The sequence below is a fragment of the Marinomonas sp. 63XJN7_7_ISO-PGPR-S23-202 genome (assembly GCF_056173505.1).
The window spans coordinates 4006683-4032852 of sequence record NZ_CM149677.1 but is presented as its reverse complement, the minus strand read 5'-3'; the positions used below and the strand labels follow the sequence as shown (position 1 = coordinate 4032852).

Sequence of the window (26170 nt, the reverse complement as noted above, 5' to 3'; positions counted from 1 at the left end):
AGAGAGATAAAAAAGCCGTTGCATAACAACGGCTTTTAAAAACACTTAACAAAAGAAGGGGATATCAGTCGTCTAAGAAGCTTCTCAGGTGCTCTGAACGGCTTGGGTGACGAAGTTTGCGTAATGCTTTGGCTTCGATTTGACGAATACGCTCACGGGTAACATCAAACTGTTTACCCACTTCTTCAAGGGTGTGATCGGTATTCATATCAATGCCGAAACGCATGCGAAGAACTTTGGCTTCACGGGCCGTCAGTCCAGCCAGAACCATAGTGGTGGATTCACGCAGACCTTCAATCGTGGCAGTGTCGATAGGAGACTCGGCACCATCATCTTCAATAAAGTCACCAAGATGAGAATCTTCGTCATCACCAATCGGTGTTTCCATTGAAATCGGCTCTTTAGCGATCTTCAGCACTTTGCGAATCTTATCCTCAGGCATATCCATGCGAGCAGCCAATTCTTCCGGTGTTGCTTCACGACCCATTTCCTGAAGCATCTGACGAGAGATACGGTTCAGTTTGTTAATGGTTTCAATCATGTGCACAGGGATACGAATCGTACGAGCCTGATCTGCAATGGAGCGAGTAATAGCCTGACGAATCCACCAAGTGGCATAAGTCGAGAACTTATAACCACGGCGGTATTCGAATTTATCGACGGCTTTCATCAAACCAATGTTACCTTCTTGGATAAGATCCAAAAATTGTAGACCACGATTTGTGTATTTCTTCGCAATAGAAATAACCAGTCGCAAGTTGGCTTCAACCATCTCTTTTTTCGCACGACGAGCACGCGTTTCACCAATGGAAATACGACGGTTGATTTCTTTTAACTCAGCGATGCTAAGCCCTGTTTCTTTCGCTACGGCTCTTAGCTTACGCTGGCTGCGCATAAACTCGGCTTCATTTTCTTCAAGACCAGGTGCATAGTTGGCGCCTGAAGAAATCTGCTCTTTTAACCAATCAGGATTGGTTTCATTGCTAGGGAAGCGTTTCAAAAACTCGGTACGTGGCATGCCTGCTTTGCGAACACATACTTGCATAATCAAACGTTCTTGCTCACGCACTTTGTCCATACGCGAACGAACACGGTCAATCAAATCATCAAAGATTTTAGGAACCAGTTTGATTGGCGCAAAGCTAACGCTGAGCTCTTCTTGTTTACTTTGAACGTCGGGATCTTGGCGATCACGTGTTTTCAGTAACTCTTTAAGCTCATTATAGATACGAGTGATGTCATTGAAACGAAGTGCCGTTTCTTCTGGATCAGGGCCGCTATCCGTTTCTTCTTCCGAAGAGGTATCGGTATCGTCATCATCGTCATCCGTTTCCGCATCGATAGTATCGTCTTCGGCGGGAATCTCATCTGGGACGTCGTCAAAGACAGGTTCTTCACCGTCACCATCGATGAACCCACTAAATATATCGCTTAGACGACCTTCTTCTTCCTTTACCTTGGTGTAGGCGTCAAGAAGGACATCGACTGCGCCTGGGAAGTAGGAAATGGCCGCCATGACTTCTCGCGTACCTTCCTCGATACGCTTCGCTATGGCAATTTCGCCAGCTCGAGTCAAAAGTTCAACGGTTCCCATTTCACGCATGTACATACGAACCGGATCAGTGGTTCGGGTGATGTCGCCTTCAACTGCTGCAAGAGCGGCAGCGGCTTCTTCAGCAGCGGCTTCATCGGTTGAGTCGCCTTCTTCCATAAGAAGACTGTCTTTGTCAGGGGCAAATTCAGAAACCACGATGCCCATGTCATTGATCATGGCAATGATTTCTTCTACCTGCTCCGGATCAGAAAGGTCATCAGGGAGATGGTCGTTGACTTCGGCAAAAGTTAGGTAACCTTGTTCTCTACCTTTAGCGATCAGCTCTTTGAGACGTGACTGTTGAGTGTCTGGCATTCGACAACCTATCGTTAGAAATTCGTTTGGAGTTTTGCAAGCAGCGGATTATAACAAAAGAGTTCAATTTTATCCAGATGTTCTCTCTTTTTTGAGCGAAAATCAGGCAGCTGTTACGACTTTTTTCGCCGTATTTGTTCCATTAAGTTACGTAGTTCTTGCTTGCTGTCATCATCCTTTATGGATTCGTTTCCTTGATTTTTCAAGCGGGTGATACTGCTATTTAAACCAAGATTTTTCTCCATATTGGATACCATATCTATTACTTCTTGTTGAGCATTGGATATTTTTAGCTTCGTTGTTGCGTCTTGGTGGTTTAAAAGTGCATAAATACCTTGAATTGTAGCATTTTCTGTCTCTGAGCCAAGTAAATGGCCAACATTGTTTTTAGGGTGTTTTGCGAAATATCTCCATATTTTACAAAACAGTTGTAGCTCTTCATCGGCTTTATTTTGTAATGGGTCAGGAATTTCAATGGTACTGGCAATATTAGGTTGCAGCAAAATACACAATGTTGCTTGTTTTACGCGGCTTAATGTTGGTGCTGGCGGCGGTAGTGTGGCCGACTCATCTTGGTCGAATCGGCCTTTTTTGAACGGCATTTTATTGCCATACGGCTTTTTACCAGTCGGTGCTCTTGAAGGCGAATAAGCGGGGGCAGTGTCGTAAGGGTGAGCGTCTGGCGGGTAATCGTCATAGTCATGATGGCCTAAGGTGTTGTCATAATAATTTAAATCGGGTGCATCATCATGGTTGCTGTAGGGCGCTGTTGTTGTAGAAGAGGTGTCTGGAGTCTCGGACTCAGGGGAGAAATGGCGTCGTGTTTTGAAGACTGTATTATTTAAGGTATTGCTATCAATACCGGATTGATCACTCAACTGGCGGATCATTACAGAACGGAAGGTGAGGTCTTTCGGGAGTTGTTGAATCATTTCCATGGCGTTGCGGGCAAATTGGGCCTCGCCTTCTTCGTCTCCAAGCGTAACCTGATTTCTGGCATGATCAAAAAGGACATGCGACAGAGAGTGGGCGTCTTCTAAGCGATGGTTAAATGATTCTTTGCCTTCTTTTCTCACCAATGAATCTGGGTCCTCGCCTTCGGGTAAGAATAAAAATCGTATTTGTTTTTCATCCTGCATGACAGGCAGTGCGGCTTCTAAACCGCGAATAGCGGCAGCTCGGCCGGCTTTGTCACCGTCAAAACAGAGCGTTACTTTGCTGACAAGCTTAAATAACTTGCGAATATGTTGACTATTGACGGAGGTGCCTAGGGTGGCGACGGCGTTTGTTATGCCGTGTTGGGCTAAGACGATCACGTCCATGTAGCCTTCGACGACAATAATTTGCTCAAGGATCGGAGTGTTTTGCTTGGCTTCGAACAAGCCATAGAGCTCTTGGCTTTTTTGAAAAACAGGGGTCTCAGGGGAGTTCAGGTATTTGGGTTTTTCATCGCCAAAAGCCCGACCGCCAAAGGCGATGACTCGACCACGGCTATCTCGAATTGGAAACATGATGCGATCGCGAAAACGGTCGTAGTAATGTCCCGGTTGATCTTTCTTCTCTATCAGCATGCCACCGAGTAAGAGCTGCTCTTGTTGTTCGGCGCGTGTACCGATTTTTCTGAGCAGATTGTCCCAACCTTGAGGGGCAAATCCCAAGCCAAACACCTTGGCTATTTGTCCAGATAAACCACGATCTTTAGAGAGATAGTCTGTCGCTCTTTTTTTGTCGGGGTGTTTGATCAGTTGTTCTTGGAAGAAATGGGCGCTTTCGGACAGTCGCTTTAGTAACTCTGCGTTTTGCTCATAGCGATCTGGCGCCCCTTTTTCTCTGGGTACTTCTAGGCCAGCATCTTTGGCGAGGATTTCAATAGCATCAATAAAGTCTAGGTGGTCATGCTCCATTACAAAGGAGATGGCATTTCCTCCTGCGCCGCAACCAAAACAATAATAAAATTGTTTGTTCGGGTTTAGGCTGAAAGAAGGGGTTTTTTCATTGTGAAATGGGCATAGAGCACTGTAATTTTGCCCTGTTTTTTTTAAGCTAATGCGGGACGCAACCACATCGGTTATGTCAGTTCGAGCTAAAAGCTCGTCAATAAACTGATCTGGAATACGTCCCGCCATACCATTAACCCAGTTGTGCTTTAACTTGCTTGCTGATCTGTGCCATGTCAGCACGACCTTGTACTTGAGGTTTGACAATTGCCATCACAGCGCCCATTTGCTGCATGGAATTGGCACCTGTTTCAGCAATAGCGGCTTTGACAATCTCAGTAATCTCAGCATCGGTTAGTGCGGCAGGAAGAAACTCGCTGATAATGGCCATCTCTTCTTGTTCTACCTGTGCTAAGTCCTCACGACCACCATCGAGAAACTGTTGGTTGGAGTCTTTGCGCTGCTTGTTCATTTTGTCTAGTACAGCTAATACGCGAGCATCATCTAATTCGATGCGTTCGTCTACTTCAATCTTTTTGAATTCAGATAAAATCGTGCGAATGACGGTGACTCGCTGTTTTTCTTTTGCTCGCATGGCCGTTTTTAGGGCGTCGGAGATTTGCTTTTTTAAGTCTGACATGGGGTCCTCTTTTAATTAATAGGAACCTTTGCGCGCAATTAGCCTGCAAGGGTTCCTTTGTAAGCAAAAAAAACGGCTAGTTTGTTAACTAGCCGTTTTTTTATAAGCCTAAAAGCACGATGCGTCTAGGCAAACATTTGTTTTTTAGCAAATTGCCAAACGGCAGATTGGCTTAGTACAAACGTTGGAATTTTTTCTGCTCACGAGAAACTTTTTTCGCGTGACGCTTAACTGCCGCTGCTGCAGCACGTTTACGAAGGGTTGTTGGTTTTTCGTAGCATTCACGACGACGAACTTCAGCCAACACACCTGCTTTTTCACAAGAGCGTTTGAAGCGACGTAGAGCGATGTCAAATGGTTCGTTATCTTTTACTTTTACTGCTGGCATATTTTTACCTTTTTAAATGTGTTTTAAGTTTAAATTTTACAAAAACGGCGTGAATCATACCTGTATTAACAGGGCTTTCAAAGCACGCTTTTGTTGAAAAGAGTGAGATCATCTATTTCATGGCATATTTGCCCTATAGAGATCGATTTCTCCAACCCTGAAACAGACGGTATTGGCGTCTGTCTTTACTCATTTTCTTTCATAAGGGTGTTTGTATCTCACTCTGATGGTAGCTTGCGAAGTGATGTAAATCATCACATTAAAACTTACCGCTACGAGAATGGATCAAACGAGAAAAAATCACCTGCCTTTTATCTAAACGTTTAAAACGCGCGTATTCTAAAACGTTTGGCGTGCTTTGTCCAATCAGATTTGTATCAGCTCTGCCTTAACCTGTGTAGATGGGGTACAATGCGAGCAAATTTAGTGATGAGACAACAGTGATGAAAGTATTGGGATTAGAGACGTCATGTGATGAGACGGGAATCGCCATTTACGATACCGAAAACGGCCTTTTGGCGCATCAAATATATTCACAGATAGCTAAACATGCGGAATATGGTGGTGTGGTACCTGAGTTGGCGTCACGTGATCATGTGCGTAAAACCTTGCCTTTGATAGATGAGGTATTGCAGGAAGCGGGATTGACTAAGCATGAATTGGACGCTGTTGCTTACACTAGTGGTCCTGGTTTGGTTGGCGCCCTGATGGCAGGGGCAACGATTGGTCGATCATTGGCTTATTCGTTAAATATTCCCGCGCTAGGTGTGCACCATATGGAAGGGCACTTATTGGCTCCAATGTTAGAAGATGCCAAGCCTGACATGCCTTTTATCGCTTTGTTGGTTTCTGGCGGTCATACTCAGCTTGTTCGAGTGGATGCGATAGGTGAGTATCGCTTGCTAGGTCAGTCTTTAGATGATGCTGCCGGTGAAGCTTTCGATAAAGCCGCCAAAATGATTGGTTTACCTTATCCTGGAGGACCTCAAATTGCGGCTTTAGCCAAAAATGGTCAGATACGTCCTGATCTGAAATTTCCGCGTCCTATGACGGATCGCCCTGGATTGGATTTTAGTTTCAGTGGCTTAAAAACCGCATTTTTAACCGCTATCCACAACGCATTGGATGAGGAACGTTGTGATGAGCCGTTCAAAGCCGATGTCGCTTTGGCCTTCGAAATGGCGGTGGTGGATACCTTGGTGATCAAGTGTCGTCGGGCTCTAGAAAGTGAAGGGTTAAAGCGGCTTATTATCGCCGGTGGTGTTAGTGCTAATACCCGTCTGCGTGAACAGCTTGAGTCTCAGTTGAAAAAAATACAGGCCAGTGTGTTTTATGCGCGGCCGGAGTTGTGTACTGATAACGGTGCGATGATTGCTTATGCGGGGGCTCAGCGCTTGCTTAGTGGTCAATCGTCAGGGCTTAGCCTGTCCATTCGTGCGCGTTGGCCGCTTTCCGAATTACCGTCTATTAAAGGTGCTGCATGAAAGACATAGTGTTTATTGAAGAGCTGAAGGTTCTGGCGGTGATCGGGGTTTATGAGTGGGAAAAAAGCATTCAACAGGAGCTACTGTTGGATCTTGAAATGGAACATGACAATCGTGTGCCAGCACAAACAGACGATTTATCTAAAACGCTCGATTATGAAGCGATTTCAAATTTTATTACGACGTTTTGTGCGGAGCGACAATTTGAATTAATCGAGACGTTAGCTGAGCGCCTAAGTGAAGAGGTTATTCAGATATTTTCCGTAAGTGCATTAACCTTGACAGTACGCAAGCCTGGGGCCGTTTCTGCCGCAAGGTCTGTTGGGGTTAAGTTATATCGAACAGCTTAAACCTTTGAGGGACATGATAAGGTCCCTCCTGATGTTCGGCTGTCATGGCTTTGAGCAAGGTTGATCGTCTTACTCTTAGGAGGCTTCGTCAATAAAAGAGTAGATGCCTAGGTAATGAATGGGTGAAGCAATTTTTCCAAGGCCGTGATTCGAGCCTCTTTCATCGCCTTGCCAAGCTCAGCCCCTGAAAAACCTCGCTTCATTAAACTGGCTGCGTTGATGGTTGCAATGCTATCACGCAGGCTAAGCCAGTCTTCTTGTTTGCTATTCGTTAATAAACTCAATACTTCTACCAAAAGCTTGTAAGGCTGGTATTTTTTTATGGCACTGACGGAGAGTAGCCATGTTTCCCAGTGTACGGCCGACATAGGAATGTGATGAGATTGCAGAAAATAGCACGACTGTTCCGCTATTTGCTTGTACTTATTTGGACATTTAATGTTTTGGTGTAGAGTCACCAGTGCGTCAAGCGGAGTATATTGGCAAATTATCGCCCAACGTTGATGTGGTACCAGTGCTGAAGACTGTAATTGGACTTTGGTCGATTCCTGACTCTCCCAAACCAGTTTTGGAAACAAGAGGTCTAAGGCGTCCACTTGTTGCAGTACATCAAAAAAGACAAAGCTGTAAGGCGTTGTTAAGGCTTTTTCTAGCTCTTTCCAGACACGTTCAGGGCTTAGGGTGCTAAGTTCCCCTGAATGACTGATTTGACGCATTAAGTCGAGAGTCTCTGGGGCGATATGAAAGCCAAAATGATGAAATCGAGAAGCAAAGCGGGCGACACGGAGCACGCGAAGCGGGTCTTCAACAAACGCGTCAGAGACATGACGTAATAGGCGAAGCTCCAGATCTTCCTTACCATGAAACGGATCGATTAGCTGGCCGTCAGGTGTTTGTGCCATGGCATTGATGGTGAGATCTCGGCGAGCCAAATCTTCTTCTAGGCGAATATCGGGAGAAAAGTCACAAATAAAACCAGTATAACCTTGGCCTTGTTTTTTTTCTTTTCGGGCAAGCGCGTATTCTTCTTTGGTGTCTGGGTGCAAAAAAACTGGAAATTGCTTGCCTACTTGTTGATAGCCTTGTGCTGATAGTTGATCTGGAGTCGCGCCAGTCACCACCCAGTCGTGATCCTTTACTGTAAGACCTAGTAGCTGATCTCTAACGGCTCCACCGACTAAATACACCTGATATGTCGTCATGCTTTTATTCGCTCTACTGGCTACTAGCAAAAGGCCACTTGTCGTTGAAAAGGCTCTAGACTCCAAGCTCGCATTGTTCTGGGAACATGGCGCTCCACTGGCTGAAACCACCATTTAGGGAGTAGACTGCTTGAAAGCCTTGAGCCGCTAAATATTCGGCGGCCCCTTTACTGCTGTTGCCGTGGTAACAGCAGACAACAACAGGCTTGCTTTTGTCTGCTTGTTCGATAAATTCTTGGACATTGTCGTTGTTTAGCAAGATAGCATTATTGATATGGCTTTTTTGGTAACTTGCTTGGTCGCGAATATCCACAACCGTCGCATCGTTTTCGATAATAGGAAGGGCATCAGACACATCGATACAAGTATAAGTCATAGTTCTTTCCGTTTAATGGTACATGGCGTGCTAAAAAGCTGTTGGTCATCAAGTCGTAAGGCCGTTAGGCTGCCTCCCCAAACACAACCCGTATCCAAGGCATGGATGGTATTGGAGTGGGTAATGCCCTCAAGCGCTGCCCAATGACCAAAAACAACATGGCAATCTTCAGGGAGTTGGGATGGATAAGAGAACCAAGGGGCATAGCCCTCTGGTGCCGTATCGAGACCTTCTTTTGTTTTTAGGTCTAAAGTACTATCTACACCACAAAAACGCATACGGGTTAGATAATTGGTGATGGCGCGAAGCCTATCCATTCCCGTTAGATTGTTATCCCACCTTTTTGGAGTATTACCATACATAACCGCGAGAAAATCATCAACTTTATCGCTTTTCAGTTGGGTTTCCACTTCATGGGCGAGGGACAGGGTTTGCTCCAATGTCCAGCAAGGTGGTATGCCCGCATGAGTCATAATGGTATTAAGGCTTTCATCGTAGTGGCAAAGCGGCTGCTGGCGAAGCCATTCCATGAGTTCGTCTCGATCGCTGGCGGTTAGAATATCAAACAGGGTGTCATTGCGTTTTAATGCGCTATGGCCGCGCGAGACCGCAAGTAAATGCAGATCGTGATTGCCCAAAACCGCGGTGGCATTGTTCCCTAGAGACTTGATAAAGCGAAGGGTTTCTAGGGATTCTGGGCCACGATTGATCAGATCACCCGCAAACCAAAGCTGATCCTTTTGAGGGTCGTAATGGAAGGTTTCGAGCAGCGCCATAAGTGGTGTAAAACAGCCTTGTAAGTCACCAATTGCATAGGTCGCCATATGTTACCTCAATGAACTTGATTCGGAACAGAAAGGCGAAAAGCTCGAATAGGGGCCTCGAACTCGGTGCCATCATCGGCAATAAATTGGTAGCTGCCATGCATACTGCCAACCACTGTGTCCATTACCGTTCCACTAGAATATTGAAAGGATTCACCTGATTCAAGATGAGGATACTCTCCTACGACTCCGCCACCTTTCACTTCTTGTATTTTTTCATTGCCGTTGGTAATGATCCAATGTCTTGATAGGAGCTTTGCTGCTTGTGTACCGCAGTTAGTAATTGTGATGTGATAGGCGAATACATAGCGTGACTCGCTCGGTGTGGATTGATGAGGGAGGTATTCGGTTTGGACATTGACTGCGATATCGTATTTTAGCATTTCAATCATGCCTCCTTGTTTTGAATGAAGTTAGCAATGCGCACATAATCCTCAACGTCTAATCGCTCTGGGCGAAGACCTGGGTCTATGTTAAGTGCATTGAAGTCATCATTACTCAGAACCCCTTTGTAATTGTTCCTCAGCGTTTTACGGCGTTGGTGAAAACCAATACGAACCGTGCTCTCTAAGGTTTTAATGTCGTTAACAGGGTAAGGCAGTGTTTTATAAGGGGTCATGCGGACAATTGCTGAGTCTACTTTCGGAGCTGGGTCAAATGATTCTGGCCCCACGACAAACAAGGAATCCACTTGGCAATAATATTGAGCCATCACACTTAAACGGCCATACAAGCTATCGCCTGGACGTGCTGCAAGCCGATCAACGACTTCTTTTTGCAGCATAAAATGCATGTCTTCAATACAGTTGGCTTGACTCAATAAATGAAAAATCAATGGTGTCGAAATGTTGTATGGTAAGTTACCAACAACACGAATGGCTTGCTCTTGCGCCAGAGATGAAAAATCAAACGTCATGGCGTCTGCTTCGTGAACCGTCAGTTCGGGGTAGCGGAACAAATTCACTTTGAGAATAGGAATAAGGTCGCGGTCTAATTCCACGACGTCCATACGCTCAGTGACGCTGATGATACCTTCTGTTAAGGCGCCTTTACCCGGTCCAATCTCAACAAGGCGTTGGCCTTTTTTAGGGCCAATGCAAGCGACGATACGACGAATGACACCATGGTCGTGAAGAAAGTTTTGGCCGAAGCGTTTGCGGGCCTTATGGGGTTGTGTTTTGCTCATTAGGAAATTGTTTCGCATTATTGGCCATATTGATGGCGTGTTGAATGGCTACCTTAAGGCTGCCATTATTGGCTTTGCCTGTACCTGCTAGATCGAGGGCGGTGCCATGGTCGACGGACGTTCGTATGATGGGTAAACCTAATGTGATATTCACAGCGTTACCAAATCCCGAGTATTTTAACACAGGTAACCCCTGATCGTGATACATGGCCAATACGCAGTCTGCATTTTCCAAATATTTTGGCGTAAATAATGTATCCGCTGGTAAGGGACCCACTAAATCCAAGCCTTGTGCACGAAGCTCATTCAGTGTCGGTATGATGGTATCAATCTCTTCCATACCAAGGTGCCCGTCTTCGCCTGCATGAGGGTTCAGTCCGCACACTAAAATTTTGGGGCTATTGATTGCAAATTTGCGCTTTAAGTCTGCATGTAGCGCTAAAATCACACGAGATAGGCTATCTTGCGTAATAGCGGAAGACACTTCTTGTAGTGGTAGATGAGTGGTGGCCAAAGCAACTTTCATTGTCTCTGTTGCAAGCATCATCACTACATGGGGCGATTGGCACAGGGATTGGAAAAACTCGGTGTGCCCTGAAAAATGCACTCCAGTTTCACATAAAATACCCTTATGAACAGGAGGCGTGACAACCGCATCAAAAGTGTGGTTTAAACAGCCTTCCCCAGCTTGTTGCAAGGTTTCCAATACGTACGGTGCATTGGCAACATTGAGTTCTCCTGCCTTTGCTGGGACCACTAAGGGAACAGGGAGCAGATAAATATGGCCAGCTTGGTGCACAGGCACCGTATCTGCGTGGGTCACCGTATGCCATTTGGGGGAGAGTCCCAATTGGTTAGCTCTTGCTTGTAACACTCCGAGGTCGCCCAAGACAACAAGACGTGCGTTAAACGTCTGTTCGCTTAACGCACTTAGGATGATATCAGGCCCAATACCCGCCGGCTCACCAGAGGTGATAGCAATAATAGGGCTCTGATTGGTCATACCTTGAATCATGGGACTAATTTCCCTTTTTGATATCAATAAAGGCATCTGCTTTGAGTTCACCAAGCCAGTTGTTCAGAACCGTATCTTGTTTTTGGGCGATGAGGGCCTGACGAGCTTTAGCGCGAAGAACCTTTTGACTGATATTCTCTTTGCGACGGGCTTCGACTTTCAATATATGCCAGCCAAACTTCGTTTTAAATGGGCGACTAATGTGACCCACTGGCGTCTCATTCATTTCCTGTTGGAATTTTGGAATCATGGTGCCTGGAGAGACCCATCCTAAGCTACCGCCTTGTAAGGTAGAGCCCTCATCTTCACTGTACTTTTTCGCTAGCGTGGCAAAGTTTGCACCGTCTTTAAGCTGTTTGTAGAGCTTTTCGGCTAAAGCCTTTGTTTGTGCCTCATCGCGAATAGCATTGGAGCGAAGCAATATATGACTGACCTTTGTTTGTTGTTGAATCGTTTGTGATGCTGAGCGTTTACCAGCCACCCAGAGCAAATGGAAGCCAGCAGGGCTTTGAAGGGGGCCAACTAGGGTTCCATCTTTTTTGCCAGCAATGGCTTTAACGAATAGAGGAGGTAATTCATTAAGAGGGCGCCATCCTATATTCCCACCTTCAATGGCAAATTGACCATCGGAGTTGGCTATGGCCTGATTAATAAAATCCTTTTTGGAGTGGATTTTTTTCGCAATGGCTTCGATTTTTGCTTTGGCTGCGTCAGGGTTAGCCGCACGAATCAAAATGTGGTAAAGGTGAACTTCGTCTTTGCCTTTAGTCAGATTGGCATTAGCCGATAAGTAATTATTGATTTCTTGATCCGTGATCGAGATACGTTTGCGAACGATTTCTTGTTTAATGTCGTTGATCAAAATTTCTTTTTTGATTTGGGCTCGGTAGCGGCTGTAGTTAATGCCTTGCTGCTTTAATGCATTCTTGAGACCGTCCAAATTCAAGTTCATACGCTGGGCAACGCCTTGAATGGCTTGATCTACTTCAGAGCTGGAAACTTGCATGCCCACACTGGTGGCATAATTCGCCATTAGTGTTTCGTCGATCAATTGATTGAGAATCTGACGACGGATATTAGCGGTCATTTGACCACCAGGGACTCGGTTTTTAACCACATCAAAGCGTGCCTGAATATCACTGTCTAAAATGGCGCTTGAATCAACAATGGCAGCAATACCATCTATTTTGGTTAGGCCATCTTTGTTAGTCGCTGCGTAGAGCGATTGAAAAGGCGCGAGAAAGAGAAATGCGCTTAATATTAGAGAAAACAACTTCATCATTTAATATCCAACTTTTCCATTATTCCAATAGTCTTGGGCGACACTAGGTTCTCCACTGTTCTGCCCAACGGTACTCAAACTGCGTAAATTAAAGAGTAGGAACACGCCGCGTTCCATATCACTGTTGTCATTCAACCATTCTTGGTAACTCAATGATACTTTCACGCAGCAGTTTTCATAACCAACCCCGGCAACATCTTTGGTTTTTTTGTGTTTAAAAAAGTCATAGGTACGTTGTAGATACATTGACCAATCCTGACTTACAGGAAAAATCGTACTCACATTAGCCTGTTTTGCGTTATTGCTTGGGTCTTGATTGTCAACAGTATAGAGGTAGCTCATGTCTAACCGCACATAATCGGCAGGTCTTGTCTTAATGATAACTTGGGCAAGATTGGATTTGTGCTTTTTGACATCATAATTTACATTTCCTGTCAGGCTAAAACGGTTACTGCCAGTGTAGGTGACGGAACCGAGTAAGGGGCTTTGGCTCTCACTATCAACCGGCGTACTTTGACTGGTTACCCCCGTTATGTTGACATAACGATCCTTCAAGTATTGAATTTGACCCAGTTTAAATGCCCACCGCTGGCGGTTCTGGTCATCATAAAGTCGGCTTTCAATACCCAAGGTCACTTGCTCTGTGTCCCCAACGCGGTCATTACCATTGAATCTTTGATGGCTGAAGGCTTGTGAATAGCTAAGGGTTGGTACACTGGCATCAAAGTTAGGAATCAAACTTTGATTTTTATAAGGCGAGTTTAAATAACTTAAGCGAGGCTCTAACGTTTGTCGCCATATGGAGTCGTCGATTAATAACGGGCGTTCGAACACCACGCTAGAGTCAAAATAAACAGAGGCATGATTTAAGCTGGTATCGTAATCAGGGGACTTGTAATTATGGATTTGATAATCACGGTAATTTAATAAAACCCCTGGTGAGAAGGTTCCCCAGGCATTACTAAAGTTTAACGAGATATCCTGGTTTAATACGCTTCGTTTACCATCAAAGTTGTTTTCATCTGGATCGTAAAAGTCCGTGTATTGGCCGTCCACACTGTAATTTAGATAGGTGTTGGCATAGCGGTATGACGAGTTTAGGCGAGGTTTCCATTCAAATGGTTTATTTAGGGTCGGATCCGGTGTTTGGTAGGTACGGATGATGGCCTTACTGCTAAAATTACCATTGTTAAAACCTAGGTAAGCATTTCGCTCGTAATTGTCCTTTTGCTTGATGGAGGTTGAGTTGACATCTGGGTACTTGTTTTCTGTTGGGTTGTCTTCGTACAAGAGTCCAGCAGATAGATTATTGGTAAACTGTTGATCGGTTTTGAATTTGAGTAGCGTTTGTGCCCCTTCAGCAGGTCTTGAATCATCAAAAGATTTATGTTCATCGAAGGTCGATTGCTCATAGGTGGTTAAACCGTATTTGCTTAAATGGCGAATTTCAAGGTCAAGTCCATTCCCTTCATTGGTGACAATATTAGGGGTGATGGTTGCGTCATAGTTGGGGGCTAAATTCCAATAAAATGGCGTCGACAGCGATAAACCTTTGCTTCCAGAAAAGCCGAAAGTCGGGAATAAAAAGCCTGTTTGGCGAGCACTGGTTAAGGGGAAGCGTAGCCAAGGGAAATAGAATACCGGAATATCATGAACTCGTAATTGTACGTTTTCTGCGGTACCAAACCCGGCTTTTGGGTTAAGTTCAATGGAACTGCCATAAAGCTTCCAGCTATCTTCTGTGGGTTCACAGGTGGTGTAGTAACCTTGGTAAATAAAGATAATGCCGTTTTTACTGCGCAATAAAGATTTTGCCGCGCCCCGTTGCCCTGTCGCGATGCTGACGAATTTTGCGTCCACAAATTCTGTCGGCGAGTCATTGTCATTGGAGATGTATCCACTGGTCCCTCGAATAACCTGACCTTTTTGGCGTAAGATGATGTTGCCATTGGTTTTATAGTATTTGCCTGGCACCCCCTCGATCTGATTCGCCTGCAATGTTGATTTTGGCTTAATGATCTCAGCATCACCAATTAAATGGACAACACCAGCCTTATCACGATAAATCGTTTTTGCATTGAGGTCGGTATCAAGACTGTTTGTAGGTTTCCAATGGTCTATATAACTGCCTTGACAATATCGGCTTATTTGCTCTTGTTGGGCCTTAGGAAGTGATTCTTTCGGTACCCAATCCCATTGATTTTCTTTTGTCACTTGGCTAGCGTGAGCCAACGGAATGACGAAAAGAGTTTGAAAAAATAAAGCGTAAATACGTAAATACTTAACCATGCAGGGTATACTTGTTGGTAAATAGTGATTGTCCCAAATTGGACTCTTCCCTTATACGGGTCCATGTTGTTGGCAAATGATAATCTAAGCAGGCCTCTAGGGGCTACCGATTCTGGAGAAATATCTTTATGTGGAAATTGGTCGGTGCAATTCTCGGCACTCTCTTAATGGGTTTTTTAGGCGGCTTAATTGGCTTGATAGTAGGCGCCATGCTAGATAGAGGGCAACGAGGTAGTGCTTTTATGGGGGCCAGCACTCGTTCTAATATTCGCCAACAGCAAGAAGTTTTTTTTCGCACACTCTTCTTATTAATGGGAAGATTGGCAAAATCCGACGGTCGAGTGACAGAAGAAGAGATTCAATTGGCCCAAGCCGTGATGCAAAGATTGCGTCTTTCGCCTGCCGCCCAAGAGCAAGCTCGTCAATTTTTTAATGAAGGTAAGTCGGCTAATTTTGATTTGACCGCTGTGCTTACTCAGTTCCGAGACGTGGTTGGGCCTGGTGATTTGACTCGTACTTTGATTGAGATTCTCTTAATCTCGGCCTACTCTGATGGGCATTTCAGTGTTGAGGAAAAATCCCTTGTTTCTCAAGTGTGTGCTTATTTAGGGGTATCGGTTGCAGAATTCGAAGCTTTACATATCCAAGTGAAGCAGCAAACGCACTTTCGTCAAGGCTACCAATCCTCAGCCAATGCGCAGGATTCTAAAGATTTGCTAAAAGCCGCTTATGACGTGCTAGGTGTGAAAGCGGACATGAGTGATGCGGAAATCAAAAAAGCCTATCGTAAGTTAATGAGCCAAAATCATCCGGACAAACTCAGTGCCAAAGGACTACCGGATGAAATGATTGAACACGCTAAAGAGCGAACACAGGAAATCCAAGCCGCTTATGAACTGATTAGAAAGTCACGTAAGTAGATTATTATTCGGTTTCATCGTCACTAGGATCTTTATAAAAAAGCCCTTTATCATAATCTGGTAGGGTTTTTAATTGTTCCTTTTGCTGGGTATTTTGTTTTAAAAAACCGCGAACATATTGAATAAGTATCAGCCTTCCATCCATGGATCTTTTGGTTTCGGCTAATGCATCCATTTGTACATAGTTCAGATTGTTGTCTGATCTTTTATTGGCCGCCTGTTTTCGCCAGAGGGCGAAACGCTTGAGAGCCATGGACTGTCCGTAGTAGTAGTCTAATATAGGCATATTGATTTGACGTATTTTCTGGGCTAATTGGTAATCGGTGATGGGGGCCGCTGTGTCTACGTTAATAATCGCTAGGGCGTTTGCTGCTTTGGGGTTCGTCGCAAGATAAGCCATGGCATAAGCGGCCCCCGTTCCGTAACCAACGAGTACAATTTGCTTGGCACCTTTTTGTTTTGCTTCTGTTATAACGGCTTGTAAGCGGTCAAACACCACTTTCTGATTGGGCAACTCGCTCTTGTTTTTCGCATTATCATTGGTATTGCTGTTGGTCGCCGTGGCGTCGGTGTTTGATGTGTTAGAACTTGTGGTTGGAAACGGTGGCTCTGGAAAGGCGGTAATGGCGTTGACACGTGGCGTAATATCTGGAATTTCCATTGAAATAGTGCACCAACTGTACTGCGGGAGCGCGTTTCTAAGGGGGGCGATTACGGTTGGCCAATCCGGGTGTTCGTTATCGGAAGGTAGTAAAATCACACAACCCTCTGTGTCGCGAGTTTGTGACTCTTGATAGAGGGTTAAAAACGGAGTGTTATCGGCACTAAGAATATTGATCTGATGAGCTTGTTGATTTTGTTTTAAACGGTTTTCCAATGCTTTGATGCGATTTTCCTGGGGCGTTGGCATGACCCTTTTCGTGTCTGTGGTCGTGTTATCGGTATTATTTTTTGTTGGCTGTGCCCCTTGTTTGGTCGTCGCTGGCGTGGCTGTTGGGTTCGCTTTACTGGTCTTGGCATCTTCAGCAGCGAATAGGTTCGATGATAATAAGATCATTATGGTCGATACAAGAATCCGCAATGGGTAAATATTTTTCTTCATTGTTTCAATACTTATGTCTCTTGCCTTGTTAGAATGGATGGCCTTTTACTGTGTGCCCTTACGCTCGATGGATAGTGAGTTTGTTACATCGTGCTTAAGTCCTACTGTTTTCTATTCTGTCATTGCTGGAGCCAGATATGAATGATTTTATCATTGCCCCATCTATTCTTTCCGCTGACTTTGCTTGTTTAGGCGAAGAAGTGGAAAAGGTATTAGAGGCAGGGGCTGACATGATTCACTTTGACGTGATGGATAATCATTACGTCCCTAATTTAACGATAGGGCCAATGGTCTGTAAAGCACTACGTCATCACGGTGTGACAGCTGATATTGATGTTCACCTGATGGTCAAACCTGTTGATCGTATGATTGAGGAGTTCATTAAGGCTGGAGCCTCTAGTATTACCTTCCATCCTCAAGCAAGTGAACACATTGATCGCTCCTTGCAGATGATTAAAGATGGTGGCTGCAAGGCGGGATTGGTTTTTAACCCTGCCACGCCATTGAATGACTTGAAGCATGTGATGGATAAGATCGATATGGTTCTTTTAATGTCGGTCAACCCAGGTTTTGGTGGCCAATCTTTTATCCCTTCAACATTAGATAAAATCCGTGAGGCGCGGGCATTAATCGATGCCAGTGGCTATAACATCCGTTTAGAAGTGGACGGGGGGATTAGTGAGAAAAACATTGCCGAAGTGGCTCAAGCTGGAGCGGATACGTTTGTGGCAGGGTCGGCCATTTTTGGTAAAGACGACTACCAAGCCGTGATTGGTAATATGCGCGCTGAATTAGCGAGAGTACGCTAATGAAAACACCAAAGTATTTTAAGGCTTGGTTTGATGGCTGGCCGGAATTAGTCTGCCTTGATCTTGATGGCACCTTGGTTGACAGTGTGCCTGATATCACTGGGGCGGTTGATGCCGCTTTAACCCTATTAGGTGCTGATGCCGCAGGTGAAGAGCGAGTGCGTGGTTGGGTTGGCTTTGGCTCGAGTAAATTGATAGAGCAAGCGTTAGATTGGGCAGGACTCGATCGTGATCATTACGAAGAAGCTTATAAAGCGTTTTTGCAACATTATCATGCTCATGTGGCCGATAACACGCAACTTTATCCCAATGTAAAAGCCTTACTCAAAGCCTTTAAACATCAAAATGTACCTATCGCTCTGGTTACCAATAAACCGAGTGGTTTTATTAAGCCCATTTTAGATCGTTTTGAACTTACTGAGCATTTTGCTTGGTTTCTTGGTGGCGATACCTTAGAAGAACATAAACCCTCTGCCATGCCTTTGCTGCATTGTAGTGATGCCATTGAGGCGAAACCTGAAAACTGCTTAATGATTGGCGATTCGATTACCGATTATCGAGCTGCAAGTAACGCAGGTTTTCGTTGTGCACTGGTCACGTATGGTTACCATCAAGGTGTTGATCTTGTGTCGCTCGGAGCAGATGCGGTAATAGATGACTTAGCAGAATTGCTAATTTGACCCGAATAAAGAAGCTTATTATTACGTCAAAAACAACAATGCCAAGCGACTTGCTTGGCATTGTTTTATGTCAACAGCGGCTGATGGTGTCATCATTATTGACGTGGTGAGTCTTTTTCGCTTCCTTCTGATTTGTACTCGTTTTGAGAGGCGCTCTTGTCTTCTTTGGGTGGCTTAACTAACGTCATCTGGCTATCAGGTGCTATATGCAAGGTCGTGGTTGGGAAGGACACTTCAGCACCATACTCTCCGATAATCTCCATCGCTTTGAATAGTACGTCCTGTTTCACATCGTGATAGGTTTTCCAGTCGACGGTTTTGGTAAACGCATAGATAAAAAAATTCAATGAAGATCCCCCAAACTCGTTAAAGTTGACCATGAAGGTTTCATTGGTATCTAAATCTTGATGTTGGCTTACCATTTCTTTAATGCTGGCAATGATCTGAGGGAGTTGGCTGAAATCATCATAGCGAACTCCAATCGTCTCATTAATACGGCGGTGAGACATTCTCGATGGATTCTCCACCGAGATGGTCGAAAAAGTGGAATTGGGGACGTAAAGTGGGCGTTTGTCAAAAGTACGAATACTGGTTTGGAGCCAGCCGATGTTCTCCACTGTTCCTTCGATGTTTTTATCGGGTGAACGGATCCAATCGCCGACGGCAAAGGGTCGGACGAGGTAGACTACTAAACCACCAAAGAAATTAGTTAATAAATCTTTGGCGGCAAAGCCAACGGCAATCCCCCCGAGGCCACCGAAGGCGAGTACCCCAGAAATGCTGTAGCCAAGGGACTGTAGAATTACCAATAAGGCGGTAATGAGGACCGAAGCTCGTAGTAGCTTGCTGATGGCGCTAGCGGTGGTGTAATCGACTTTTCTTTTTACCTTTGAAGACGTGGTAAGCGTGTTTTCGGCTTCTTTGATAAGGCGTAAAACAAACCAGGTGATAATAGCAATTACACCGACGGCGCGTATGGAAGATATCAAAGAGGAAAGTTTCTCATCGATTTCAGTCCCCGAAATTTCGGCCGCAATCGATAAGCCCGCTAGCCAAATAAACATACCAATGGGTTTTTGTGCGGCATTGATTAGCACGTTGTCCCATGGCGTTTTGGTTTTTTCCATTTTGTGTTCGATATGCCCAAGAATTTTGGTCACTATAAAGTTTAAAAACAAAGTGATCAGCACGGCGATAAAAACGCGCACTACCCAATGCATGTTTGAATCACCTAAGCCAAAATAGGTCTGTAAAGTATGCCAAGTCATGGTGTTTTTCCTTTTAAAAATCGTGTTCGCATAATGGCAAGGGCATAAGCCATACACTTAAAGTGTTAACGGTTAAAGCAGTAAAATGGTGCCAAGTCCTAAGAAAGCAACAAATCCCGCAATGTCGGTCACAGTGGTTAAAATGACGGATCCCGAGAGGGCCGGATCGATTTTAAACGTATCTAATAACACCGGAATGACAACGCCTGAAAATGCCGCCATGATGATGTTAATGATGATGGCTAATCCAATCACTATGCCAAGCATTGGATTGTCAAACCACCACAGTGTGACAAGCCCAATGACGATGGCCCAAAGGACGCCATTTAATCCACCGACTTTAAGTTCTTTTAATAACAAGGATTTGAAGTTGCTTCGGGTTATCTGTCCTAAAGCCAGACCACGCACAATAAGCGTAAGTGTTTGGCTGCCAGCAATGCCGCCCATTGAAGCGACAATAGGCATCAAGACGGCTAATGCTACGACTTGTTGCAAGGTGGCCTCAAATAACCCGATAAAAGACGAGGCAAGAAAAGCCGTTAATAAATTAATGCCCAGCCAAATACCTCGCGTTCCAGCACTGCGTTTGACTGGTGCAAATAGATCCGATTCTTCATTTAAACCGGCCGTTGACATCTGTTGTGCTTCGTTTTCAAGTCGCAAAGATTCCAGCGCTAACCCTGCATGGAGACGACCCAGTAGTACTTGATGTTCATTGACAACCGGTAATGCAGATAAGCCCGAGCGTTCTAGCTGCTCAGCCGCTTTTATTAGATCCGTTGTATCTAAAATAAAAGGACAATCTTCATCCATTAGACTGGAGACAGGCTCGTGACTTTGTGCTTTGAACAGTTTGTCAAAGGGAACACAACCAACCCAGCGGCCAGTACGGTTCACTAAATAGATCATTTCCGTGTAATTCGGCGTCTCTTTTTTTAATAGGCGCATGGCCTCAGAGACTCGTGTACTTTGAGAAATAATGAGTAATTCATGATCCATCCAGCGTCCGACCAACTCATCATCGTAAACGATACCTTGTTGGTAGTACTCACGTTGTTTGGAATCCATTTGACTGAGTGCGAGATCGACTAAGTGATCAGGCAGAGAGTCGGCGATTTCGAGTAAATCTTCTGCTTCGGCATCCGCAAATAAGTGCTCTATATCGGCATCATCTAACTCTCTTAATAAGAGTTGTCGAGACTCGCCGCGCATTTCAACCAAGATATCCAAACGATTTGCTTGTTTAATGCTTTGCCAGGCTTGGGTTCGTTGGGCGAGCGGAATTGACTCAAGGGCTAAGGCAACATCATCTGGCGTTAGTTCGCGCATGGCTTTGCCAACGGATTCGGAAGAGTGTCCTTCTTGAATTAAAAGTTCAATTAAATCTGAAACTTGGCTGTGCACAAAGAGTCCTTAACGAATCAACATAGCAACTAAGTAATGAGTGTGCAGTATAACTGGGATAGGTTCAAACGGGAGGAGGTTTCTTGTGTACTTTTTGCAAAGAGATGGCAGCGCTATGGCATGATATTCAACTAATGGAAATCTTAACGCAAAAGTGAGCCAAGATAGGCAGGTTTTGATAGAATCCGCCTTTCTTACCGCTTATTTCTCCCTTCATTTTCGAGCAATACCGAAAAAGGATGAGGCAGAGGTGGGGTTGTTTAAACAATGATGTTGGCTCAACGTCATCAAAATTAAGTATTGAATGTCTATGTTGTTGATGATTGATAATTATGACTCCTTCACGTACAACCTTGTGCAATATTTTCGTGAGTTAGGCACGGATGTACTGGTGTATCGTAATGATGAAATCACAGTGGAAGAAATGGCTGAGTTAGCACCAAGTCACTTAGTGATTTCTCCAGGGCCTTGTACTCCTAATGAAGCGGGCATTTCGATGGCGGCAATTCGGGCATTTTCAGGTAAAATTCCTATTTTAGGTATTTGCTTAGGTCATCAAAGTATTGGTCAGGTCTTTGGTGGGGACGTGATTCGTGCTAAAAATGTCATGCACGGTAAGACATCTTTTATTTATCACAATGATACCTCTGTGTTTTCTGGGGTTCCAAACCCACAGGTCGCAACACGCTATCATTCTTTAGTTATCGATAAATTGTCATTGCCTGATTGTCTTGAGGTGACAGCATGGACGCAAAATGAGGCAGGTGAACGTGAAGAAATTATGGGAATACGTCATAAGACCTTGCCCATTGAAGGGGTGCAATTTCATCCTGAATCCATACTAACCGAGGCTGGGCATGCCTTGTTAGCAAATTTTTTGACACGATAGGAGAGTTGGGTGGATATCCAAAAAGCAATTGCAGCGGTTGTTAATCGTCAAGACCTAACGGGCGATGAAATGCGCCTTGTTATGCGCGATATTATGACTGGGATGACGACGCCTGCGCAAATTGGCGGTTTTTTGATTGGCCTTCGAATGAAAGGTGAAACCGTCGCTGAAATTACCGCAGCGGCGCAAGTGATGCGTGAGCTGTCTACTAAAGTGGATATTTCTCTAGATAATGTGGTTGATACCTGTGGCACAGGCGGCGATGGTGGAAATTTATTTAATGTTTCTACGGCAGCGGCATTCGTTGTGGCCGCAGCAGGCGGCAATGTGGCTAAACATGGAGGTCGCTCAGTGTCCTCCAAGTCGGGTAGTGCAGATGTATTGGAACAGGCGGGTATTTATTTAGATTTAGATGCTGAGCAAGTTGCCCGTTGTATTCGTGAGATCGGTCTTGGCTTTATGTTTGCACCCCACCACCATACGGCGATGAAGCATGCTGTTGGCCCAAGAAAAGAAATGGCCACTCGAACGATTTTTAATTTATTGGGGCCCTTAACTAACCCTGCGAATGCGAAGAATCAGGTAATAGGCGTTTTCTCTAAAGACTTGGTTCGGCCGATTGCGGAAGTGCTTAAAGCCTTGGGAAGTCAGCATGTTATGGCGGTTCATTCGGAGGATGGTTTGGATGAGATCAGTATTGCAGCTCCCACTCATGTAGCTGAACTGAAGGATGGCGAGATCAGCGAATACATCATTACGCCGGAAGCCTTTGGTATTCCTTTGCAATCATTAGATTCTGTTCAAGCAAGAGACGCTGAAGAAAGCTTAGCGCTTGTAAAAGCGGCATTAGATGGTAAGGGTAAGGTCAATCCCGCTCGCGATATTGTTGCGATTAATGCGGGAGCCGCGATTTACGTTTGTGGTGTTGCTGATAACCTACAAGAAGGTGTGTCGATGGCGGAAGATATGATTGGTGGTGGGTTGGCAAAAATTAAAATGTCTGAATTGGCGAGCTTTACTCGCTACTTTATGAAGTAATGAGGCAAGCGTGATAGCGAGAGGATTAGTTTATTATGAAAGCTGAAACACCGACTATTTTAAGAAAGATTGTGTCTCGTAAATACGAGGAAATTGAAGAGCGAAAAAAACATACGTCTTATGCGGACTTGGAAGTGGCTGCGTCAGTTGCCAATGTGCATAACCCTGCCCGTGGTTTTGCTAACGCATTACGTCAGAAAATTGCTGAGGGTAAAGCGGGAGTGATTGCTGAGGTGAAAAAAGCGTCACCTAGTAAGGGCGTGATACGTGAGGATTTTCAACCTGCACAAATTGCTCGTTCCTATGAGAAAGGTGGTGCTGCCTGTTTGTCTGTTTTGACCGATCATGACTTTTTTATGGGCCATGAAGATTATTTGGTTGAGGCGCGTGCTGCCTGTCGCTTACCTACGATCCGTAAAGATTTTTTGGTGGATGAGTATCAAATCCTTGAGGCGCGTTCTATTGGGGCTGATTGTGTGCTGTTAATCGCCGCCTGCCTAGACGGTGAAAAGTTACGGTCTTTGGATACCCTAGCAAGAGAGCTTGGTATGGATGTGCTGGTGGAAGTGCATAATCAGGCTGAGTTAGAGCTAGCGCTTAACTACACTGAAACAGAGTTATTAGGGATTAATAACCGTGATTTGCATACCTTTGAACTGACCTTAGATCATACTTTGGAATTAATAAAAGGTGTGCCGAGTAATCGTTTGATCGTCACTGAAAGTGGGATCCATACTCGTGAAGATGTAGCGTTAATGCGTGATCATGATGTTCATGCTTTTTTGGTTGGTGAAGCTTTTATGCGAGCTGATGAACCTGGCGATAAGTTGGCAGAGCTTTTTAAATAAGTATTCTGACCTGTGTGAGATAAATTGAGAGAAAAGCATGAAAACAAGTGTGGTTTGGAAAGAAGATGTGCATTTTACCGCCAATACGGGCTCTGGTCATACACTAGAGATTGATGGTAATCAAACGGCTGGCGCTCGTCCTATGGAGTTATTGCTCGCGGGGTTGGGTGGATGCACATCCTATGATGTGGTGAATATTCTTAAAAAGTCTCGTCAAGACGTTGTTTCTTGTGTGGCACATATTGATGCCGATCGTGCGGACGCTGTGCCTGCCGTCTTTACTGAGATCCGTGTGCACTTTGTGGTTACAGGCCATGGCATAAAAGAAAGTGTTGTTGAACGAGCGGTAAAATTGTCGGCAGAAGAGTATTGCTCTGCATCTTTGATGTTGGAAAAAGGCGGAGTGAAGATTGTTCACAGTTTTGAAGTGGTTGAAGCGGAGTAAGAGGTTTACGCATAGGACTATGAAAACCTAGCGTGCTGCTATGACTGATTAGGCTGTGTTTAACACCAAAAAAAGCGACCAATGGTCGCTCTTTTTTTGTCTTCGATTTTCTACCTTAGTGCGGTAGAAAAATGAGATAGCTTGGTGTCCCCTGCGAGATTCGAACTCACGTTTAAGACTTAGGAGGTCCTCGTTCTATCCTACTGAACTAAGGGGACATTTTGTATGGGAGTTTATACCTGATTTTTGTCTCGAACTCAAATTTATGAAAGAAAAAACATTGATTTATAAATGTTTTTACCTTTTATAAATCTTTCTATATCGGTAAAAAAATGGACGCGGCATTGATTAGTAATGACGCGTCCATAAGGGAGGAACAGCGGTGGGTGAAAGCGTTACAGGGTTTCTACCACTTTGGCCATGTTAGCAAATCGTTCTGGGTTTGCTTTATGTAGCCATTTGGCGGTGAAAAAGCCCCCAACAGCAAAGGCGACCACTAAGTACGGTAATACCGAGACCACAGGTGAGTTAGAGCCACTTAATACATCAAGGTTGTTGATAACCATATAGAGTGAAATGACCATTCCTATTGCGGCCATTATAGGGGCAATTAAGCGACTCCAAAGAGAAGCTTCTAAAGAAGGGTTTCTCATGAAAAATGCAATCACGGCAAGGGAAACAGCACATTGTAGAACTAAGATTGCCATGGCACCAAGAGCCGATGACCATGCAAAAATATTTGCCATTGGGTCAAGGCCGATTGCGACGAACAAAAGTAGACCTCCTATTATTACGACGCCTTGGACGAGGCTGGCAATATAAGGTGTATGGTATTTTTTGTGTAAAGTTGAAAACTTAGACCAGCATAAACCATCACGGCTTAACGAAAATAGGTAACGAGCAAGCGTATTATGAAAGGCCTGAGTCGCGGCAAATAAACTTGTGATCAGCAAAACAGACATGACTTGACTTGACCAGCCGCCGAGCAATTTATCGGCCATATTATAAATAAACATGCCAGGGTCTTTCGCTGCCACGGCACCGACGTTGGCCGCACCTAAATACTGAACAATTGCCCATGCTGTGAAGGCATAAAATATAGTGATCACAGTGACGGCAACAAGAGTGGCTCGGGGGATGGTTTTTTCCGGTGTTTTGCATTCCTCTGAATAAATGGCAGAGGCTTCAAACCCGATAAAAGAACAGATGGCAAATATGAGTCCAACACCTGCATTGCCTGAAAATATAACAGAGGGTGAAAAAGACGAGAATTCCATGGTAACGGGTTGTTTAACGATGGCGAAGTCAACTAATAGGATGATGGCCACTTCAAGAAGCATTAGAATACCAAGAATTCGCCCCCCAATTTCCACTTTGGCAATGCCTAGTATGACCACGATAACCTGATTCGCGACGGCTAATACCCACCAAGGAACGTCAATGCCGAAATTGCTAGATAAGAAAATGCTAGCAAAAAAACCAAATAGAGAACTCACAGCAAAAACCATGGATAAGTAGGCTAGCATCGCGATGGAGAACCCACCTAAGCCAATCGACGGGCCTAACCCCTTACTTATGTATGAGTAGAACGCTCCTGAGTTGACAACGTGACGGCTCATGGCAATAAAACCAAAGCTAAATAGCATCAGTAAAATTCCCGCAACGACATAAATGCCAGGAATACCAGGACCATTTCCTGCCATAAAAGCAATAGGTAGGGCGCCAACAGCACCCGTCAAAGGTGAGGCTGCAGCAATAACGAAAAAAACGACTGACCAGAGCCCTAGGCTCTCTTTTTTCAATTTAGGATGTTCCATTGCGTGTTCCTATTTCTAATTATGATGGATATATTCAGTCTATTTAGTGGCGAGAAAGTGTGTTATCA

25 protein-coding genes and 1 tRNA gene are annotated in these 26170 nt (G+C 44.7%); 9 read left to right on the top strand and 17 right to left on the bottom strand.

Annotated elements, in window-relative coordinates:
* Window positions 1-64: 64 nt before the first annotated feature.
* The 4 genes from rpoD to rpsU form a co-directional block, all read right to left on the bottom strand.
* Window positions 65-1909, bottom strand: a complete 1845-nt coding sequence (gene rpoD / locus AC0VYG_RS18720; RefSeq protein ID WP_067013381.1) for an RNA polymerase sigma factor RpoD — start codon at window positions 1907-1909, stop codon at window positions 65-67.
* 113 nt (window positions 1910-2022) lie between these two features.
* The gene (dnaG, locus tag AC0VYG_RS18715; RefSeq protein WP_475429423.1) at window positions 2023-4035 is read right to left on the bottom strand and encodes a DNA primase; all 2013 of its coding nucleotides are present in this window, start codon (window positions 4033-4035) and stop codon (window positions 2023-2025) included.
* A gap of 4 nt (window positions 4036-4039) precedes the next feature.
* On the bottom strand, window positions 4040-4486 hold the full coding sequence (locus AC0VYG_RS18710; RefSeq protein ID WP_475429422.1) for a GatB/YqeY domain-containing protein: 447 nt from the start codon (window positions 4484-4486) through the stop codon (window positions 4040-4042).
* A 172-nt stretch (window positions 4487-4658) separates the two neighbouring features.
* Window positions 4659-4874, bottom strand: coding sequence for a 30S ribosomal protein S21 (gene rpsU, locus AC0VYG_RS18705; protein ID WP_009835737.1), 216 nt, complete (start codon window positions 4872-4874; stop codon window positions 4659-4661).
* Window positions 4875-5317: 443 nt separating this feature from the next.
* Here rpsU and tsaD point away from each other — a divergent pair, with 443 nt between their 5' ends.
* Window positions 5318-6358, top strand: coding sequence for a tRNA (adenosine(37)-N6)-threonylcarbamoyltransferase complex transferase subunit TsaD (gene tsaD, locus AC0VYG_RS18700; protein WP_067013387.1), 1041 nt, complete (start codon window positions 5318-5320; stop codon window positions 6356-6358).
* A complete protein-coding gene (folB, locus tag AC0VYG_RS18695) occupies window positions 6355-6708 on the top strand; it encodes a dihydroneopterin aldolase (protein ID WP_067341872.1) in 354 nt (117 codons plus the stop codon). Before tsaD ends, folB begins: the two co-directional genes overlap by 4 nt.
* Window positions 6709-6815: 107 nt before the next feature.
* On the opposite strand, the gene AC0VYG_RS18690 is transcribed toward folB, so the two are convergent.
* Genes AC0VYG_RS18690 through AC0VYG_RS18655 form a run of 8 tightly spaced genes read right to left on the bottom strand, consistent with a single transcriptional unit; the run spans window position 6816 to window position 14882 of the window.
* Window positions 6816-7910, bottom strand: coding sequence for a tRNA nucleotidyltransferase/poly(A) polymerase-related protein (locus AC0VYG_RS18690; protein ID WP_475429421.1), 1095 nt, complete (start codon window positions 7908-7910; stop codon window positions 6816-6818).
* Window positions 7911-7965: 55 nt separating this feature from the next.
* On the bottom strand, window positions 7966-8286 hold the full coding sequence (glpE, locus tag AC0VYG_RS18685; RefSeq protein WP_475429420.1) for a thiosulfate sulfurtransferase GlpE: 321 nt from the start codon (window positions 8284-8286) through the stop codon (window positions 7966-7968).
* Window positions 8283-9110, bottom strand: a complete 828-nt coding sequence (locus AC0VYG_RS18680; RefSeq protein WP_475429419.1) for a symmetrical bis(5'-nucleosyl)-tetraphosphatase — start codon at window positions 9108-9110, stop codon at window positions 8283-8285. Before AC0VYG_RS18680 ends, glpE begins: the two co-directional genes overlap by 4 nt.
* A gap of 8 nt (window positions 9111-9118) precedes the next feature.
* Window positions 9119-9493 (bottom strand): Co2+/Mg2+ efflux protein ApaG, encoded by a 375-nt coding sequence (gene apaG / locus AC0VYG_RS18675; protein ID WP_475429418.1) that lies wholly within the window; start codon window positions 9491-9493, stop codon window positions 9119-9121.
* A 5-nt stretch (window positions 9494-9498) separates the two neighbouring features.
* Window positions 9499-10296, bottom strand: a complete 798-nt coding sequence (gene rsmA, locus AC0VYG_RS18670; RefSeq protein ID WP_475429417.1) for a 16S rRNA (adenine(1518)-N(6)/adenine(1519)-N(6))-dimethyltransferase RsmA — start codon at window positions 10294-10296, stop codon at window positions 9499-9501.
* Window positions 10274-11311 carry a 4-hydroxythreonine-4-phosphate dehydrogenase PdxA gene (gene pdxA, locus AC0VYG_RS18665; protein ID WP_475429416.1) on the bottom strand — a complete coding sequence of 346 codons (1038 nt, stop codon included), beginning with the start codon at window positions 11309-11311 and terminating at the stop codon, window positions 10274-10276. Before pdxA ends, rsmA begins: the two co-directional genes overlap by 23 nt.
* A 4-nt stretch (window positions 11312-11315) precedes the next feature.
* Entirely contained in the window at window positions 11316-12593 is a 1278-nt protein-coding gene (locus tag AC0VYG_RS18660) for a peptidylprolyl isomerase (protein WP_475429415.1), read from the bottom strand.
* Entirely contained in the window at window positions 12594-14882 is a 2289-nt protein-coding gene (locus tag AC0VYG_RS18655; RefSeq protein WP_475429414.1) for an LPS-assembly protein LptD, read from the bottom strand.
* A 128-nt stretch (window positions 14883-15010) separates the two neighbouring features.
* Here AC0VYG_RS18655 and djlA point away from each other — a divergent pair, with 128 nt between their 5' ends.
* Entirely contained in the window at window positions 15011-15802 is a 792-nt protein-coding gene (gene djlA, locus AC0VYG_RS18650; RefSeq protein WP_475429413.1) for a co-chaperone DjlA, read from the top strand.
* 4 nt (window positions 15803-15806) lie between these two features.
* Here the strand turns inward: djlA and AC0VYG_RS18645 are convergent, their stop codons facing one another.
* On the bottom strand, window positions 15807-16904 hold the full coding sequence (locus AC0VYG_RS18645) for a DUF3530 family protein (protein ID WP_475429412.1): 1098 nt from the start codon (window positions 16902-16904) through the stop codon (window positions 15807-15809).
* Window positions 16905-17041: 137 nt separating this feature from the next.
* Here AC0VYG_RS18645 and rpe point away from each other — a divergent pair, with 137 nt between their 5' ends.
* A complete protein-coding gene (rpe, locus tag AC0VYG_RS18640) occupies window positions 17042-17713 on the top strand; it encodes a ribulose-phosphate 3-epimerase (RefSeq protein WP_475429411.1) in 672 nt (223 codons plus the stop codon).
* Window positions 17713-18393, top strand: coding sequence for a phosphoglycolate phosphatase (locus AC0VYG_RS18635; protein WP_475429410.1), 681 nt, complete (start codon window positions 17713-17715; stop codon window positions 18391-18393). Before rpe ends, AC0VYG_RS18635 begins: the two co-directional genes overlap by 1 nt.
* Window positions 18394-18488: 95 nt before the next feature.
* Here the strand turns inward: AC0VYG_RS18635 and AC0VYG_RS18630 are convergent, their stop codons facing one another.
* Together AC0VYG_RS18630 and AC0VYG_RS18625 are read right to left on the bottom strand one after the other, a co-directional pair.
* On the bottom strand, window positions 18489-19661 hold the full coding sequence (locus AC0VYG_RS18630; protein ID WP_475429409.1) for a mechanosensitive ion channel family protein: 1173 nt from the start codon (window positions 19659-19661) through the stop codon (window positions 18489-18491).
* A gap of 72 nt (window positions 19662-19733) precedes the next feature.
* The gene (locus AC0VYG_RS18625) at window positions 19734-21065 is read right to left on the bottom strand and encodes a magnesium transporter (RefSeq protein WP_475429408.1); all 1332 of its coding nucleotides are present in this window, start codon (window positions 21063-21065) and stop codon (window positions 19734-19736) included.
* 310 nt (window positions 21066-21375) lie between these two features.
* On the opposite strand from AC0VYG_RS18625, the gene AC0VYG_RS18620 reads away from it, so the two are divergent.
* Genes AC0VYG_RS18620 through AC0VYG_RS18605 form a run of 4 tightly spaced genes read left to right on the top strand, consistent with a single transcriptional unit; the run spans window position 21376 to window position 24285 of the window.
* Window positions 21376-21954 (top strand): aminodeoxychorismate/anthranilate synthase component II, encoded by a 579-nt coding sequence (locus tag AC0VYG_RS18620; protein ID WP_475429407.1) that lies wholly within the window; start codon window positions 21376-21378, stop codon window positions 21952-21954.
* Window positions 21955-21963: 9 nt separating this feature from the next.
* A complete protein-coding gene (gene trpD / locus AC0VYG_RS18615) occupies window positions 21964-22992 on the top strand; it encodes an anthranilate phosphoribosyltransferase (RefSeq protein ID WP_475429406.1) in 1029 nt (342 codons plus the stop codon).
* 35 nt (window positions 22993-23027) lie between these two features.
* Entirely contained in the window at window positions 23028-23840 is an 813-nt protein-coding gene (gene trpC / locus AC0VYG_RS18610; protein ID WP_475429405.1) for an indole-3-glycerol phosphate synthase TrpC, read from the top strand.
* A 37-nt stretch (window positions 23841-23877) separates the two neighbouring features.
* Complete coding sequence (locus AC0VYG_RS18605; RefSeq protein WP_475429404.1) at window positions 23878-24285, top strand: OsmC family protein; 408 nt, start codon at window positions 23878-23880, stop codon at window positions 24283-24285.
* Window positions 24286-24427: 142 nt separating this feature from the next.
* Here the strand turns inward: AC0VYG_RS18605 and AC0VYG_RS18600 are convergent.
* Both AC0VYG_RS18600 and AC0VYG_RS18595 read right to left on the bottom strand, forming a co-directional pair.
* A tRNA-Arg gene (locus AC0VYG_RS18600) sits at window positions 24428-24503 on the bottom strand.
* 177 nt (window positions 24504-24680) lie between these two features.
* On the bottom strand, window positions 24681-26102 hold the full coding sequence (locus AC0VYG_RS18595) for an APC family permease (protein WP_475429403.1): 1422 nt from the start codon (window positions 26100-26102) through the stop codon (window positions 24681-24683).
* Between the last annotated feature and the right edge of the window lie 68 nt (window positions 26103-26170).

Excerpts from the sequence above, each read along its gene's own strand:
- rpsU (WP_009835737.1), bottom strand. The coding sequence starts at position 4,874 with ATGCCAGCAGTAAAAGTAAAAGATAACGAACCATTTGACATCGCTCTA.
- trpC (WP_475429405.1), top strand. The coding sequence starts at position 23,028 with ATGAAAGCTGAAACACCGACTATTTTAAGAAAGATTGTGTCTCGTAAA.
- apaG (WP_475429418.1), bottom strand. The coding sequence starts at position 9,493 with ATGCTAAAATACGATATCGCAGTCAATGTCCAAACCGAATACCTCCCT.
- AC0VYG_RS18630 (WP_475429409.1), bottom strand. The coding sequence starts at position 19,661 with ATGACTTGGCATACTTTACAGACCTATTTTGGCTTAGGTGATTCAAAC.
- djlA (WP_475429413.1), top strand. The coding sequence starts at position 15,011 with ATGTGGAAATTGGTCGGTGCAATTCTCGGCACTCTCTTAATGGGTTTT.
- dnaG (WP_475429423.1), bottom strand. The coding sequence starts at position 4,035 with ATGGCGGGACGTATTCCAGATCAGTTTATTGACGAGCTTTTAGCTCGA.
- AC0VYG_RS18645 (WP_475429412.1), bottom strand. The coding sequence starts at position 16,904 with ATGAAGAAAAATATTTACCCATTGCGGATTCTTGTATCGACCATAATG.
- rsmA (WP_475429417.1), bottom strand. The coding sequence starts at position 10,296 with ATGAGCAAAACACAACCCCATAAGGCCCGCAAACGCTTCGGCCAAAAC.
- AC0VYG_RS18655 (WP_475429414.1), bottom strand. The coding sequence starts at position 14,882 with ATGGTTAAGTATTTACGTATTTACGCTTTATTTTTTCAAACTCTTTTC.
- rpoD (WP_067013381.1), bottom strand. The coding sequence starts at position 1,909 with ATGCCAGACACTCAACAGTCACGTCTCAAAGAGCTGATCGCTAAAGGT.
- AC0VYG_RS18660 (WP_475429415.1), bottom strand. The coding sequence starts at position 12,593 with ATGATGAAGTTGTTTTCTCTAATATTAAGCGCATTTCTCTTTCTCGCG.
- pdxA (WP_475429416.1), bottom strand. The coding sequence starts at position 11,311 with ATGATTCAAGGTATGACCAATCAGAGCCCTATTATTGCTATCACCTCT.
- AC0VYG_RS18690 (WP_475429421.1), bottom strand. The coding sequence starts at position 7,910 with ATGACGACATATCAGGTGTATTTAGTCGGTGGAGCCGTTAGAGATCAG.
- AC0VYG_RS18620 (WP_475429407.1), top strand. The coding sequence starts at position 21,376 with ATGTTGTTGATGATTGATAATTATGACTCCTTCACGTACAACCTTGTG.
- AC0VYG_RS18595 (WP_475429403.1), bottom strand. The coding sequence starts at position 26,102 with ATGGAACATCCTAAATTGAAAAAAGAGAGCCTAGGGCTCTGGTCAGTC.
- folB (WP_067341872.1), top strand. The coding sequence starts at position 6,355 with ATGAAAGACATAGTGTTTATTGAAGAGCTGAAGGTTCTGGCGGTGATC.
- glpE (WP_475429420.1), bottom strand. The coding sequence starts at position 8,286 with ATGACTTATACTTGTATCGATGTGTCTGATGCCCTTCCTATTATCGAA.
- AC0VYG_RS18605 (WP_475429404.1), top strand. The coding sequence starts at position 23,878 with ATGAAAACAAGTGTGGTTTGGAAAGAAGATGTGCATTTTACCGCCAAT.
- rpe (WP_475429411.1), top strand. The coding sequence starts at position 17,042 with ATGAATGATTTTATCATTGCCCCATCTATTCTTTCCGCTGACTTTGCT.
- AC0VYG_RS18710 (WP_475429422.1), bottom strand. The coding sequence starts at position 4,486 with ATGTCAGACTTAAAAAAGCAAATCTCCGACGCCCTAAAAACGGCCATG.
- AC0VYG_RS18635 (WP_475429410.1), top strand. The coding sequence starts at position 17,713 with ATGAAAACACCAAAGTATTTTAAGGCTTGGTTTGATGGCTGGCCGGAA.
- tsaD (WP_067013387.1), top strand. The coding sequence starts at position 5,318 with ATGAAAGTATTGGGATTAGAGACGTCATGTGATGAGACGGGAATCGCC.
- AC0VYG_RS18680 (WP_475429419.1), bottom strand. The coding sequence starts at position 9,110 with ATGGCGACCTATGCAATTGGTGACTTACAAGGCTGTTTTACACCACTT.